Raw genomic sequence first — 13649 nt, 5'->3', positions numbered from 1 at the left:
GTTTGGGAGAGGAAAACGCCCCGTAAACGAGCGAATTTCCGCCACCCATCTCGGGAACGAGCGAATTTCCGCCACTCATTTGAAGCGAGGAGTCAGATGACGGTCTCGTTCCAAAAAGGGGCGAAGAAAGTATTGCCGGGGGCGCGTATAAGCGAAATGTGAAAGAAGCGCCTTTGCCCCTTGCCTTTGCACTTTGCCCTTTGACCCTTGCCTTTAATGGTCCTCTTTGGTGGTGCTGATGATCGTGCGGATTCGGCTCAAGGATTCGGAAGCATTGGGGTTGCGAAACATCAACGTGGTGTAGAGCGAGTCGATGATGGCGAGCTGCGGGTAGCGGCTCGAGAGCGACTCGGAGCGATAGCCCGTTTCCTCGGAGGTCGAGACAAACGTCACGTCGGCATATTCGGAGATCTTCGCATTGGGGTAGCTCGTGATCACGATAACCTTGCCGCCCGCGCTTTTGACCATGCGCGCGATGGCGAGCATCTCTTTGGTAACACCTGTGTGGGTAACTACAAAGGCACAATCTTCCGGTTGCGTGAGGGAGGCATGCATGAGCTGCATGTGCGAATCCATGATGAAGTGGCAGCTGATGGGGGAGCGCAGAAACTTTTGGTAAGCGTCGAGCGCTACGACTGCCGATTCGCCGCAACCGTAGAACGAGACGATGCGCGCGCTCGTTAAAAACTGCAGCGCCTTCTCCAGATCGTCCTCGCGAATCATCGCGAGCGTGTCGGAAAGTGAAGTCGCCGAGGAATGGAATACCTTCTTTGCGATGTCGAGGGAGCTGTCGTTGGGGCGAACGTTTTCGTGAATCGAGATCTCGGGGTCGAATTCTTCGGAAAGCAAATTGTTGCGGAAGTCACGGAACCCGTTGTACCCCAGGCTTCGCGTGAACTTAAAGACCGTCGAATCGGCGATGTCGAGCGTGCTGGACATCTCGGAAATGGTCATGCGCGATGCTGCGCGTGGGTCGTCAAGAATAAAACGCCCGATTTTTTGCTCCTTGGCGGAGAGGTTGGGCATGAGAGACTTGATTTTTAGAAGTACGGCGTCGGCCATCGGTGCTCCTGGTTAGAAAAAACTTATTTCTCACTCTGCAGTGTAGACCGAAATCAAAAGAAAGCATCTCATCGGCAAATATTTTTCGATGAGAAGCATCCCGGGTAATTGAACGGTGTTCACTTTTATACAAATGCAGTGACTTGTCGCGATTATTACCAACAGTATTAGCAGGTAATAATGGATAAAGGGGGTTTATGACAATGATTGCCACAGGGGTCGGCCCATCGATAAAACGTGAGCGAAAGAAACCTGAGGCATGGAACGAAAAGAATTCCGAAAGAAAAAACAAAAAATGTTTTTTCAAAAAGCACTCAACACGCAAAACCAAAAATATACATCCATAACCGTTCACCTTCAAGAAGAATTATGTGAACGATGTGTTATATACCGTTCGCCGGAAAATCAAAAATAAAGATATGAATGAATCGTGTTTGACCATAAAATTTTTTTCGAAAGGCACGGAGTTTGGCTGTTGGCGCAGTGTCGAGCTTCGTGGAAGAAGGATCGGGTTAAAGAGGATCCGGTCCTAGAAAGAGGAGAGAAAGGAAGAGCCAATGAGTGTCGTTCAAGCACTGCTGATTGCACTTTTCGTCGCAGCAGTCGAGTCGCGTGCCCTCGGCTACGCAACCCTTACCATGCGTTTCTCGCCGCTGATGGCGGGTTTCGTGGTTGGTCTTGTTCTGGGCAACATGCCCCTCGCAATGACCACGGTTGCAACCATTCAGCTTATCTATATGGGCGTTGTCGCCCCCGGTGGCGCTATGCCGTCCGAGCCCTGCATCGCTTCTGCGATGGCAGTTTCCACGGTTATCGTCGGTAACCTCAAGCCTGAGGCCGCCGTCGCCATCGCCGTGCCTGTCGGCCTGCTGGGCAGCTACCTGTATCAGCTCCGCTTCTTCATGAACACGTTCGCGGTCACCAAGATGGATGCCTGCGCCGTCAAGGCTGACTCCAAGGGTCTTGCCATGTGGATCGGCGTTATGCCCACCATCTTCTCCTTCGTGCTGTTCGTGCCCCTGATGTTCGTCGCTCTGTACCTCGGCGCTCCCGTGGTCTCCGGCTTCATGGACACCATCTCCAACGGCCCCGTGCTCCACGTGCTCAGCACCGTCGGTGGCGGCCTTGCCGCTCTTGGTATCGCCATTACCATGCACGTCATCGGCAACCGCAAGCTGCTGCCGTTCTTCTTCCTGGCCTACTTCATGCAGGTGTTCGCCAACATGCTCAACACGCAGCTCACCGCTGTCAAGGGTAGCTTCAGCGTTCCGATGATCTTCTGGGCCATCATCGGCGTGATCATCGCTGTTGTCTACGAGCAGCTCACCGAGAAGTCCGCTGAGTAACGACCCTTCTAGATTAAAGAAAGGATGGGAATACGCATGAGCGAAGAGATTTTGAACGAAGCTGTGGCTGAGGCCCCGCTTTCTCAGGATTATCACGATTACCTCAACGAGGACGGCCAGATCGTCGCCGATCCCCGTTTGATGCTGGGCGAGGAGAACAAGCCCGAGGAGATCACCACGAAGGACCTGCTTAAGGTTTGGTTCCGTTGGTGGTGGGCAAACGAGGTCCCGCACTCCTTCGACCGCATGGTTGCTCCTGCCTTCACCTTTGGCCTGATGCCGGTTCTGAAGAAGCTCTACAAGAACCCCATCATGCTCGGCGAGGCTTATCAGCGTCACCTTCAGTTCTTCAACACCCAGGCTGTCTGGGGCGGTGGCATCATCTCCGGTATCACCGTCTCTCTCGAGGAGGAGCGCGCTAAGGCTCTGAACGAGGGCGACGTTGATGGTGCTATCGATTCTTCCATGATCCAGAACACCAAGATCGGTCTGATGGGCCCGCTCGCTGGTATTGGCGACTCCATCGACTCCGGTACCGTCCAGTACATCTTCATCGCCCTGTTCCTGGGTATGGCCCAGGAGGGCAGCTGGCTCGGCGCCGTTCTGCCGTTCGTTTGCTTTGCTACCGCAACCTTTATCTACGGCTTCCTGTTCACCAAGATGGGTTACACCATGGGCCGTCGTGCCGCGCTCGAGATCATGAAGGGCGGCAAGATTAAGTCGATTATCAACGCCCTTGGTGTTTTGGGTCTGTTCATGATGGGTATCATGGCTGCTAAGTACGTTACTCTGTCCACCCCGCTCGCTTGGGAGATGTCTGGTAAGGCGTTCAACCTCCAGGGCATCCTCGACGGCATCCTGCCCGGTATCCTCCCGCTGTGCGCAGTTCTGGGCCTGTTCTTCTTCTTCCAGAAGCAGGGCATGAAGGTTACCAAGGCCATGCTTGGCTTCACCGCCATCCTGATCGTCCTCGGTGCCATCGGCCTTCTCTAAGGAGTTACTCGGAATGCTGAACAAGGTTCTTATCATTACGCACGGTCTCTTTGGCATCGAGCTGAAGAAGTCCGCAGAGATGATCATGGGCGAGCAGGAGAACGTTGAAGCTCTTGGTCTGATCCCTGGTCAGTCCGTTGACGAGCTCCATGCTCAGGCTCTTGAGATCGTCAAGAAGAACGAGGCTGATGGGTTCCACACCGTGGTCATGGTTGACCTCATGGGTGGCTCCCCCAGCAACGTCGCCCTCATGACGTGCCTCAAGGAGGTCGACTGCGACGTACTCGTCGGTGTCAACATGCCGATGCTGATCGCTGCCATCTCCGGCCTGACCTTCCAGGAGGACTCGGAGCTTGCCGAGAGCGCCTTCGCCGAGGGCCAGAACGGTATGTGGCTGATCAACCATGCTGAGAAGAAGCACGCACAAGCCTAAGGAGTACTAAACATGGCAGAAATCACCCTCGCTCGCGTCGATGACCGTCTGGTTCACGGCCAGGTCATGCAGGTCTGGACTAAGGGCCATGGCACCAACGCCGCCTACGTCATCGATGACGCCACCGCTGCTGATGAGTTCATGAAGGAGATCTACGAGTCCACCCAGTCCACGGGCGGCCTCGCCATCAAGGTCTTCTCTTCCGATTCCATCGTTGACGAGTGGAACAAGAACCAGTTCGGCAACGACAATGTTGCTCTGATCTTCAAGAGCATCGCGTACGCCAAGAAGGCCGTTGACGGCGGCGTGCCTATCAAGGAGCTGAACGTTGGTGGCATCGCCATCAAGCCCGGCACCACGAAGGTCATCGAGTCCGTTGGTCTTTCCAAGGACGACGCTGAGCTCTGCAAGGCTCTCGACGCTGCTGGCGTCAAGGTCTACTTCCAGAAGATTCCTTCTTCTGAAAACGTTTCTCTGTCCGCTGCACTCGCAAAGATGGGCTAGTTCAAAACATGGATTACCGTATCGCAATCGTTAACTCTTCTTCCTTCGGCACCCGTTTCCCCGATCAGATGGATCGTCTCCGCAAGATCGGCGAGGTCGAGCGCGTCCGCGTTGCCGGCACGTGCTGTGGTGCTGAGCTCGCTAAGGCTCTCGAGGGCTTTAACGTTGTCATCTCTTCGGTGACTCCGTTCTTCGACAAGGAGTTCTTCGAGAACAAGCGTGATCTTGTCCTGCTTTCCCGTCACGGTATCGGTTACAACAACATCGATATCCCCGCTGCCGAAGAGGCTGGCTGCCTCGTCACGACCGTTTCCCCGCTCGTTGAGCGCGATCCGGTCGCCGAGGGTGCCGTCGCCATCCTGCTCGATGCCATGCGTCGCGTGAGCGATTCCCATGTCGCCGCCAACGAGGGCCGTTGGGCTGAGCGTGCAAGCTTCGTCGGTAACGGTCTGTCGGGCAAGACCCTGGGCATCATCGGCTGCGGCAACATCGGCTCTCGCGTTGTCGAGATCCTCGCTCGTGGCTACGACATGAAGGTTCTTGCTTGCGATCCCGTTCATCATGATGACTGGGCTGCTAAGCTTGGCGTTCCGTTTGAGTACACCGATGTCGACACGGTTGTTGCCAACTGCGACGTCCTGACGCTCAACGCCGACCTTAACCCCACATCCTTCCACATCCTGAACGCCGATGTGTTCTCTAAGATGAAGAAGGGCTGCTACGTCGTCAACAACGCTCGTGCCGACCTCATCGATCAGTCTGCTATGCTTGCTGCTCTCGAGGACGGTACGGTCAAGGCTCTGGCTATTGACGTTATGCACGACGAGCCGCCGCTGCCCGACGATCCGTACTTCAACCATCCTCAGGTTCTCGTTTGCCCGCACATCTCCGCTTACACGGAGGAAGGCCTGCGCGGCATGGGCGAGAAGTGCGTGGGTGACGTTGAGCGCTTCGTCAACGGCGAGGCTCCGGTTAACGCCAAGACCAAGCTTGCGTAAGGTGCATTGACATCCGCATCTCCTGGCCCCGGCTGGGGGATGCGGATTTTAATTTCGAAATTAATCGAAATTATTTCGTAATTAGCCCCATCAAAATCGAAATTTGGAGGGAAAATGCGCTCAATCCATGCTGTTATATTCGACATGGATGGTCTCGTTTTTGATAGCGAGCGCATTGCTATGCGGGCTTTTATCCGCACCGCACTTCATTTTGGTTTCCAGATGAATGAGCTAATGCACCTTAATTTGACGGGACGTGTGGAAGAAGACTGTGCCGCGCAGATGCAGCGCATGTACGGGCAGGACAAGGATGTTCGAGCCTGGCGTGCCTACTTACGTGAGCAAAAGGCTTCCATTCGCAAGGCGCAAGGGGGCCGCGTTGGCAAACGCCCCGGCCTCCTTGCTCTTCTGAGTTACTTGCATGAGCGTGACATTCCGTTTGCGCTGGCGAGTTCTTCCACCCGGCAGACCATTGATTCGTATCTCGAGAGTGAGTACCTGCTCCACGAGTTTACGAATATCGTCGATGGCTCCCAGGTGGAACGAGGCAAGCCCGACCCAGAGATCTTCCTCAGGGCAGCGACGCTTTTGGGTGTTGAGCCCGAGCATGCTTTGGTTCTCGAAGACGGACTGGCAGGTATCACCGCCGCGAATGCGGGCGGTTTCGTGTCAGGATTCGTGTACGACGATCTGTCATTTGCCGGTTCGGTCGATACCGGTTTCCCGATCCTTATCGACCTTATGAGCGTTGATGATGTTCGCACGACTGCGGATGTGTCGTTTGATACGCTTAATGACGTTATCGGATACCTGGAGAAAGCCCGTTCGGTGCGGCAGTAAGCGAGGTTTTGGACATGGAAAAACGCGAGATTTATACCAGCATCAGAAAGACCATCATGATCATGGTTTCCTATGTGCTGATTGCCGTCGCCGTGAGCGCGCTCGTCTTCACGCAGTCCAACCTGTTGATTTTGAAGGTCTTTGGCGTTTTGATCGACGTGGTTATAGCCGCGGCATTTGTCTTTACCTTTCGCAAGATGCTCAACCGCAAGCCGCTGTTTGTTTTTGACGAGAACGGTGTGACCGATTACTCCAAGCCCGAAGATATCATCACGCTTCCGTGGAACCAGCTGGTGAGCGTGGGCCTCAAAGCTGCCAACAGTAACGACTTGATGCTCAATATCGTGGGATACAAGACAGCCGACCAGCTTGAGAACATTACGCCCGAAATTCGCCAGCAGCTCGCTGCCAACGACAACAAAGCCTATTATGCCCTCGAGGTCTCCGGCTTGTGGGTTGCTCGCAAGGATATTCGAGAGACCTTTGAGTGGATGAAGGAGACGATCCCTGCTCTTAATGGCGAGATTCAATTTGTCGATTTCGAAGATCCTTTGGCAAAGCTCGGAAAGAAATTCTAAGGAGGTTCAAGATGGCAAAACGTGCGCTGCTTATGGCGGAAGCCGACGACGTCGCGACCGTGATCGAAGCGGTTTGTGCGGGCGACACGGTTGCCGTCGAGACCAAGCAGGGAGAGGCCGTGGAGGAGCTCATCTCTTCGCACGACATCCCTCGGTTCCACAAAATCGCCCTGCGCAATATGGCGGCTCATGACATCGTGCATAAGTACGGTCAGGTTATCGGTGAGGCTACAGCGCCTATCAAGCGCGGCGATTACGTGCATATCCACAATATCGAGAGCATCAAGACAGGGGTGGAACGATGAAGGGGTATCGCAGGCCCGATGGCCGTTTTGGTATTCGTAACCATGTCCTGATTCTTTCTACCGTGGGATGCGCCAACATGATGGTGCGCAAGATTGCGGACCAGGTTCCGGGTGCCGTGGCGCTCGAGAACTCCAAGGGGTGCGGCCAGGTTGGTTCCGGTCGCGCGATTATGCGCCGTTGCCTGTTTAACCTTACACTCAACCCCAATGTCTACGGTACGCTAATCGTCGGCCTTGGCTGCGAGACCACCAAACCCTACGAGCTTGCCGACGAGATTCGTCAGGTGAGCGATAAGCCTCTCGAGGTCATTACCATCCAGGACTGTGGCGGTTCCGTGCGTGCCCTCGAGCGTGGCGTTGAGATTGCGCGCAAGCTTGTTGAAGATGCCTCGAAGGTCGAGCGCGAGCCTATGGAGCTTGGCGACTTGCTGTTGGGGACCAATTGCGGTGGATCCGATGCAACGAGCGGACTTGCCGCCAATCCTGTTATCGGCGTCGTTAGCGATAAGGTCGTAGCTGCGGGTGGTACCGTAATGCTTGGCGAGACAACCGAGCTTATCGGTACCGAAGACATCTTGGCCTCTCGTGCGGCTACGCCCGAGGTTGCGAATGATATCTATACGATCGTCCACGGGCTTGAGCAAAGTTTTGTTGAGGCCGGCGTAGACGTGCGCGGTGCCAATCCTTCGCCTGGCAACATGAAAGGCGGCCTCTCCACGCTGGAGGAGAAGGCTCTGGGCGGCATCAGCAAGGGCGGCACTACGCCCATCACCCAGGTGGTTCCCTATGGCGTACGTCCGACCGAGAGCGGCCTTACCGTCATGGATACCCCGGGCTATGACATCGAATCTGTCTCGGGCATGACCTGCGGTGGCGCTCAGGTGCTTATCTTCTCTACGGGCCGTGGAACGCCGATCGGCAACCCGCTTATCCCCGTGATCAAGGTTACGGGCAACTGCGAAACCTACGCGCGCATGAGCGACAACATTGACTTTGATGCATCGGGTGCTGTTGAGGGAACCTCAACCATCGCCGAGCTGGGCGATCACCTCTATCGGATGCTCGAAGACGTGTGCGATGGCGCTGAGCCTGCGGCGGAGCGTTTGGGCTTTGACGACTTCTCCATCTTCCACAACCAGGAAGTGTGGTGTACCTGCATTCCCTAATGCCTGGGTCTAGGCCTGCGGCATATATGTTTATTTATAAGTTCGACATGAAGAGAGAGGAAATCGATATGTCGACCGAGTACATGAAAGAGAACGGTTTTTACGAGCAGCTTGAGAAGACGGCCGTTGTGCCTGTCGTTGTGCTGGAGAAGGTTGAGGATGCTGTTCCCATGGCCAACGCTTTGGTCAAGGGCGGTCTTCCCGCCGCTGAGGTGACCTTCCGCACCGCTGCTGCTGCCGATTGCATCCGTGAGATGTCCGAGAAGTGCCCCGATATCCTCGTCGGTGCCGGTACCGTGGTGAATCTCGAGCAGTGCAAGCGTGCAGTCGAGGCCGGTGCCAAGTTCATCGTCTCTCCGGGCTATGACGACGCCATCATCGACTACTGCCTCGAGAACAAGGTCAACCTGATCCCGGGCGCTGTCACTCCTGCCGAGCTTACGCACCTCATCAACCGCGGCTTTGACATCACCAAGTTCTTCCCGGCAAACCTCTACGGCGGCCTCAAGGCTACCGAGACGCTCTCTGCCGTCTTTGTTGGTCATCGCTTCATGCCCACCGGTGGCGTGAACCTCGAGAACCTGCCCGAGTTCCTGGGCTCCAAGTCCATCATTGCCGCTGGTGGCACCTGGATGGTCAAGCCCGCTCTCTTTGCCGATGGCGACTTCTCCAAGGTCGAGGAAATGACCGCCGAGGCCGCTGCTGTGGTCAAGAAGGTTCGCGGCTAGGACCATCGTCTTATTCACGCGTGTTCGAAGCGCCTTTTGAGCGCTGAAGATATGGTTGCTACACGGAAAAGGGGATTTCAATGAGCAGCAATCAACCCAAGTTGGATACCGCTATCAAGTTTGGCGCCGGTCGTGTGCGTGCTGAGCAGGGCCTGCTTCCGCAGCTGGGCGAGGAGATCGCTCGCTTTGGCAAGAAGGTGCTCATCGTTGCCGGCCCTCGTTCCTGGGATGCCGTCAAAGATCAGCTTGAGCCTGCGCTGAAGGAGGCTGGCGTCGACTATCAGCTCGAGATCTGGACCGGCTGGTGCTCCAACGAGGCTGCTGACGAGCTGACCGAGAAGGCCCACGCCTTTGGCGCCGAGGAAATCGTCGGCGTTGGCGGCGGCAAGATCATGGACCTTGCCAAGGCCACTGGTGAGACCGCTGGGCTGGGCACTGTCAACATCCCGACCTCTGCCTCTACCTGCGCTCCCTTCACCTGCATGAGCGTTATGTACACGCCTGAGGGCGGCAAGAAGACCTCCTGGCGCTTTGACCACGAGATCGACGCTGTCTACATGGACCTCGACGTTATCGCTGCGTGCCCGATTCGTTACAACGCCGCCGGCATCATGGACGCTATGGCCAAGAAGATCGAGATGCTCAACGGTCGTCCCGAGATGCATATCGACGAGAACCCCATCGACGTCTACACCGCATTCAACATGGCCGCTTACGTCTATGACGTGCTGCATACCTATGGTCAGCAGGCCATTGCCGACAACCGCGAGGGCAAGTGCACCAAGACCCTCGGCGACGTTGCCTTCCTCAACGTGATCACCACCGGCGTTATCGCCAACACCACCAAGAGCTTCCGTCAGTCCGAGCTCGCTCACGTCATCTATGACGGCGTGCGCACCCACTTCACCCACGAGGCTGCCGACGCCATCCACGGCGAGATCGTGGCTATCGGCCTGTTCTGCCAGCTGTACTTCAATGGCCTGCAGGAGAAGGAGGCCGAGCTGCGCGAGTTCATGCGCAAGATGGACCTGCCGCTGACCCTTGGCGAGATTGGCATCGAGCCCACCGAGGAGAACCTCAACACGATCGAGGAGTACATTGTGAACTCCCGTCACTACAACAGCACAGATCCGGCAGATCGTCAGCGTCTGCACGAGGCCGTGCGCGAGATGGTGTAATATAAAACCTTGTCATTAGGTAGAGCCCGCGCTGCGTTGGCGCCGACCTCTGCTCAATCCAATAGGAGGCATTAATGTATTCTGAGAACGTTACCGTTGTGAACGCTACTGGCATCCACGCCCGTCCGGCTTCCCAGTTCTCCAAGATGGCCGCTGGCTTCCAGTCCAACGTCACCGTCAAGAAGTCCGACGCCGAGGGCGACGGCGTGAACGCTAAGTCCGTTCTGAACCTCATGACCCAGGGTCTAACCTGCGGCACCGAGATCACCATCGCTGCCGACGGCGCGGACGAGAAGGAGGCTGTGGCCGCTCTCGTCGAGTTCGTCAAGGGTGGTTGCGGCGAGTAGTTCTCGCGCACTCTTATATGAGTCTCGCAATGAGGCCTCGCGCCAATTGGTGCGGGGCCTCATTTTGTTTGGGAATGCGAGCGTGTATTGTCTTTCGCGTCCTGCAATAGATGCCCAGAATCTATCGACCCTACAATCTATCGTCCCATGAAGAAAGCCCGGAAGACCTTGGCCTTCCGGGCTTTGCTAGGGGGAAACGTTGTAATCGCTGGCGATTAGCAGCTCAGCAGAGCGCCGTCCTTGGCGGGGCCGACCATCTTCTGGTAGCGCTTGAGAAGCTTGCCGGGCACGGGGTGCACGACGGGCGTCCAGTTGGCGCGACGCTGCTCCAGCTCTTCGTCGGTGATATCGAAGTTGATGGAGTTGTCGGCAAGGTTGATGTGGACCATGTCGCCATCCTGGATAAGGGCAATGTTGCCGCCCTCAGCGGCCTCGGGGCACAGGTAGCCCACAGAAAGACCGCCCGAAGCACCGGAGAAGCGACCGTCGGTGATGACGGCGGAGCCCGGGATGCCCTTCATGATCTCGGTGACGCGGTGCAGCTCCTTCATGCCAGGACCGCCCACGGGACCCTCGTAGCGGATGATGACGGCGGTGCCGGCAGGAATCTCGTGCTTGTTATAGGCGTCGAAGCACTCTTCCTCGCTGTTGAAGCACATGGCCGGGCCGTCGAAGGTGTGCTGATCGGCAGGAACGGCAGAGGTCTTGACGAGCGTGCCCTCGGGAGCCAGGTTGCCGTAGAGCACCTGGATGCCGTTTGCCACAGAAGCGGGATCGTCCTGAGTGCGGATGACGGAGCGGTCGATGTCCTTCTCGACGTCCACCTGAGCAAGGTTCTCGCCCATGGTGTGGCCGTTGACGGTCATGACGGAGGTGTCGATGGAGCCCTCAATGGTCTTGAGGACGCCCTGGATGCCGCCTGCCTTATAGAGGTTCACGCAGGAGATATCGCCGTTGGGAACAACGTTGCAGACGACGGGAAGCTTGGAGGTAGCCTCGGCAACCTGAGCCCAGGTGCACTTGAGGCCAAGCTCGGCGGCGATGGCGGGAAGGTGCAGCAGGGCGTTGAGGGAACCGCCGATGGAGGCGAGGACGGCCACGGCGTTGTCGATGGCGGCCTGCGTCATGATGTCGCTCGGCTTGATGCCGCGACGGACCAGGTCCACGACGGCGGCACCGGTGCGGCGGGCGATGAAACGACGCTGAGCGGAGGGAGCGGGTTGCAGTGCGCCGCCGGGAACCTCCATGCCCAGGGCCTCGCCCAGGCAGCCCATGGTGTTGGCGGTACCCAGGAACGGGCAGATGCCAGGGCCGGTGTAGTACTTGAGCGTACCCTCGATGACCTCGCGCTCGGTGGCCTCGCCACGGAGGAACTTGGCGCGCAGGTTCTTGGAGTAAGAAGGCTTGACCTCGTCATAGCAGGGGCCGGCGGTTACGAGTGCTGCGGGTAGGTTGATGCGAGCGGCTGCCATAAGCAGGCCAGGGATGATCTTGTCGCAGCTGCCCATGTAGACGACGCCGTCAAAGCAGTTCTGACCCATGATCTGGGCCTCACAGGAGTCGGCGACGATCTCGCGATGGGGAAGGCTGTAGTGCATACCAGCGTGGCCCTGTGCCAGGCCGTCGCAGATGGCGATGGTGTTGAACTCAATGGGCTCGCCGCCGGCCTCGAGGATGCCCTTCTTGACTTCCTGAGCGAGCTGACGCAGGGGCTCGTGGCCCGGGCAGATCTCGTTCCAGCTGTTGGCGATAACGATCAACGGCTTGTCGGGGTTCTCGAGGGAATCGACAGCTACGCCTGCAGAGGCGAGGTGTGCCTTGGAAATGGCCCTCTGGAACGGCTCGAGTTTGTCAATTGCTCTTGTCACGATTGCTCCCTTCTTGCGGTTCTCTCTCATAAACCGCGTTGCCAAACATGACTTTCTGTTAACAAACGACAGTAATGCCGAAATTATTTTTTCGGCCTTTCATCATTATATATAGTGACGAATCCCCCTGTTTTTAGCAACGTTTTATCGCCATTAGACAAAAATTTTTTCGAATTCGGCGCGATAAATTGTCGAGACTTTGCGAAGAGCGCTCAAAAAATGATCTTGATAAGACGTTTGACCAATTCCGCAAGCAAAAAAGACGACGTTTCACCCTTGCATGGGGCGTACGGAGGTGTGATAACGGGGGAGCCGGCGTGCGTTTTTCTCTCCACGACGCGCCGGCTTATGTTTGGTAGTGTGGTCTTTGTTGGAAAAGGGGCGGGCAGCATGGAGATCGGAATCGTCGGTCTGGGCAAGATGGGCGCAAACATCGCGATGAACCTGAGGGACAGCGGGCATCGCGTGGTGGGCTTTGACATGAGCGAGGTCGCCCGCGCCGCAGTCGAGGCCGAAGATATCGAGACGGTCGATTCCATGGCGGGCTTGGTTTCTGCGCTCGGCACTCCCCGTGTTGTATGGGCCATGGTCCCTTCCGGCCCCATTACCGATGCGGTACTCGCCGAGCTGTTCGAGATGCTCGATGAGGGCGATATCGTGATCGACGGCGGCAACTCCAACTATCACGATTCCGTGGCGCATGCCGAGCAGGCTGCTGCCCACGGTATCCGCTTTATGGATTCGGGCACGTCGGGCGGCAAGTCCGGTGCTCGCAACGGCGCCTGCCTCATGATCGGCGGCGATCGTAGCGCATATGAGTATGTGGAGCCCATGCTCGATGACATGTCGTGCGAGGGCGGCCTGCTGTATACCGGTCGTGCGGGCAGCGGTCACTTCATGAAGATGGTCCACAACGGCATCGAGTACGGCATGATGCAGGCGATCGGCGAGGGTTTTGCGCTCATGGAGGCAAGCGACTTTGACTACGACCTCAAGGCCGTCGCTCATAACTGGAACTGCGGATCGGTTGTTCGCAGCTGGCTTATGGAGCTTATGGAGCAGCAGCTTGGTGAACATCCCGGCTTGGAGGACATCCGCGGCGTGGTGGACGCGAGCGGTGAGGCCAAGTGGACGGTGGAGACGGCTCTTGACCTGGAGGTCCCGGTACCTGTGATTGCGCTTTCGCTCATGACGCGCAACGCCTCGCATATCGAGGACTCGTTTGCCAACAAGGCGGTCGCAGCGATGCGCAACGGCTTTGGCGGGCACGCGATTCACACTAAATAATACCGGCAATGCGGCG

General features: G+C 56.9%; 15 protein-coding genes. 13 read left to right on the top strand and 2 right to left on the bottom strand.

The genetic code is table 11. The annotated features are described in order from the left end of the window. Window positions 1–213 precede the first annotated feature (213 nt). Window positions 214–1062 (bottom strand): MurR/RpiR family transcriptional regulator, encoded by an 849-nt coding sequence (locus tag BQ9843_RS01480; RefSeq protein ID WP_075843594.1) that lies wholly within the window; start codon window positions 1060–1062, stop codon window positions 214–216. A 557-nt stretch (window positions 1063–1619) separates the two neighbouring features. Between BQ9843_RS01480 and BQ9843_RS01475 the strand changes: the two genes are divergently transcribed. From BQ9843_RS01475 to BQ9843_RS01420, 12 genes are all read left to right on the top strand, one after another. Further along, window positions 1620–2408, top strand: coding sequence for a PTS mannose/fructose/sorbose/N-acetylgalactosamine transporter subunit IIC (locus BQ9843_RS01475; protein ID WP_075843593.1), 789 nt, complete (start codon window positions 1620–1622; stop codon window positions 2406–2408). A gap of 36 nt (window positions 2409–2444) precedes the next feature. Beyond that, window positions 2445–3401, top strand: a complete 957-nt coding sequence (locus tag BQ9843_RS01470) for a PTS system mannose/fructose/sorbose family transporter subunit IID (RefSeq protein WP_083647861.1) — start codon at window positions 2445–2447, stop codon at window positions 3399–3401. Between the two features lie 13 nt (window positions 3402–3414). After that, window positions 3415–3834, top strand: coding sequence for a PTS sugar transporter subunit IIA (locus tag BQ9843_RS01465; RefSeq protein WP_022387637.1), 420 nt, complete (start codon window positions 3415–3417; stop codon window positions 3832–3834). Window positions 3835–3846: 12 nt separating this feature from the next. Continuing rightward, a complete protein-coding gene (locus tag BQ9843_RS01460) occupies window positions 3847–4338 on the top strand; it encodes a PTS sugar transporter subunit IIB (RefSeq protein ID WP_022387638.1) in 492 nt (163 codons plus the stop codon). A gap of 8 nt (window positions 4339–4346) precedes the next feature. Then, window positions 4347–5336, top strand: a complete 990-nt coding sequence (locus BQ9843_RS01455; RefSeq protein WP_075843592.1) for an NAD(P)-dependent oxidoreductase — start codon at window positions 4347–4349, stop codon at window positions 5334–5336. Between the two features lie 114 nt (window positions 5337–5450). Continuing rightward, complete coding sequence (locus tag BQ9843_RS01450; RefSeq protein WP_075843591.1) at window positions 5451–6176, top strand: HAD family hydrolase; 726 nt, start codon at window positions 5451–5453, stop codon at window positions 6174–6176. 14 nt (window positions 6177–6190) lie between these two features. Next, window positions 6191–6754, top strand: a complete 564-nt coding sequence (locus BQ9843_RS01445; RefSeq protein ID WP_075843590.1) for an STM3941 family protein — start codon at window positions 6191–6193, stop codon at window positions 6752–6754. A gap of 11 nt (window positions 6755–6765) precedes the next feature. Next, window positions 6766–7059, top strand: coding sequence for a UxaA family hydrolase (locus BQ9843_RS01440; protein ID WP_075843589.1), 294 nt, complete (start codon window positions 6766–6768; stop codon window positions 7057–7059). Next, entirely contained in the window at window positions 7056–8225 is a 1170-nt protein-coding gene (locus tag BQ9843_RS01435) for a UxaA family hydrolase (protein ID WP_075843588.1), read from the top strand. The genes BQ9843_RS01440 and BQ9843_RS01435 overlap by 4 nt, the downstream gene beginning before the upstream one ends. Before the next feature lie 68 nt (window positions 8226–8293). Then, complete coding sequence (locus BQ9843_RS01430) at window positions 8294–8953, top strand: bifunctional 4-hydroxy-2-oxoglutarate aldolase/2-dehydro-3-deoxy-phosphogluconate aldolase (RefSeq protein WP_230205529.1); 660 nt, start codon at window positions 8294–8296, stop codon at window positions 8951–8953. A gap of 80 nt (window positions 8954–9033) precedes the next feature. Beyond that, window positions 9034–10131 (top strand): iron-containing alcohol dehydrogenase family protein, encoded by a 1098-nt coding sequence (locus BQ9843_RS01425; RefSeq protein ID WP_022387645.1) that lies wholly within the window; start codon window positions 9034–9036, stop codon window positions 10129–10131. A gap of 74 nt (window positions 10132–10205) precedes the next feature. After that, window positions 10206–10478 (top strand): HPr family phosphocarrier protein, encoded by a 273-nt coding sequence (locus tag BQ9843_RS01420; RefSeq protein WP_022387646.1) that lies wholly within the window; start codon window positions 10206–10208, stop codon window positions 10476–10478. Between the two features lie 215 nt (window positions 10479–10693). On the opposite strand, the gene ilvD is transcribed toward BQ9843_RS01420, so the two are convergent. Further along, entirely contained in the window at window positions 10694–12346 is a 1653-nt protein-coding gene (gene ilvD / locus BQ9843_RS01415; protein WP_040219802.1) for a dihydroxy-acid dehydratase, read from the bottom strand. 219 nt (window positions 12347–12565) lie between these two features. On the opposite strand from ilvD, the gene gnd reads away from it, so the two are divergent. Continuing rightward, complete coding sequence (gene gnd, locus BQ9843_RS01410) at window positions 12566–13633, top strand: phosphogluconate dehydrogenase (NAD(+)-dependent, decarboxylating) (RefSeq protein ID WP_407641404.1); 1068 nt, start codon at window positions 12566–12568, stop codon at window positions 13631–13633. Window positions 13634–13649: the final 16 nt, after the last annotated feature.

This window comes from Collinsella bouchesdurhonensis (assembly GCF_900155365.1).
In the GTDB taxonomy this organism is placed as follows: Bacteria; Actinomycetota; Coriobacteriia; order Coriobacteriales; family Coriobacteriaceae; genus Collinsella; species Collinsella bouchesdurhonensis.
Note: the sequence above shows the minus strand (reverse complement) of the source record. Positions and strands in the feature narration are given on the sequence as shown.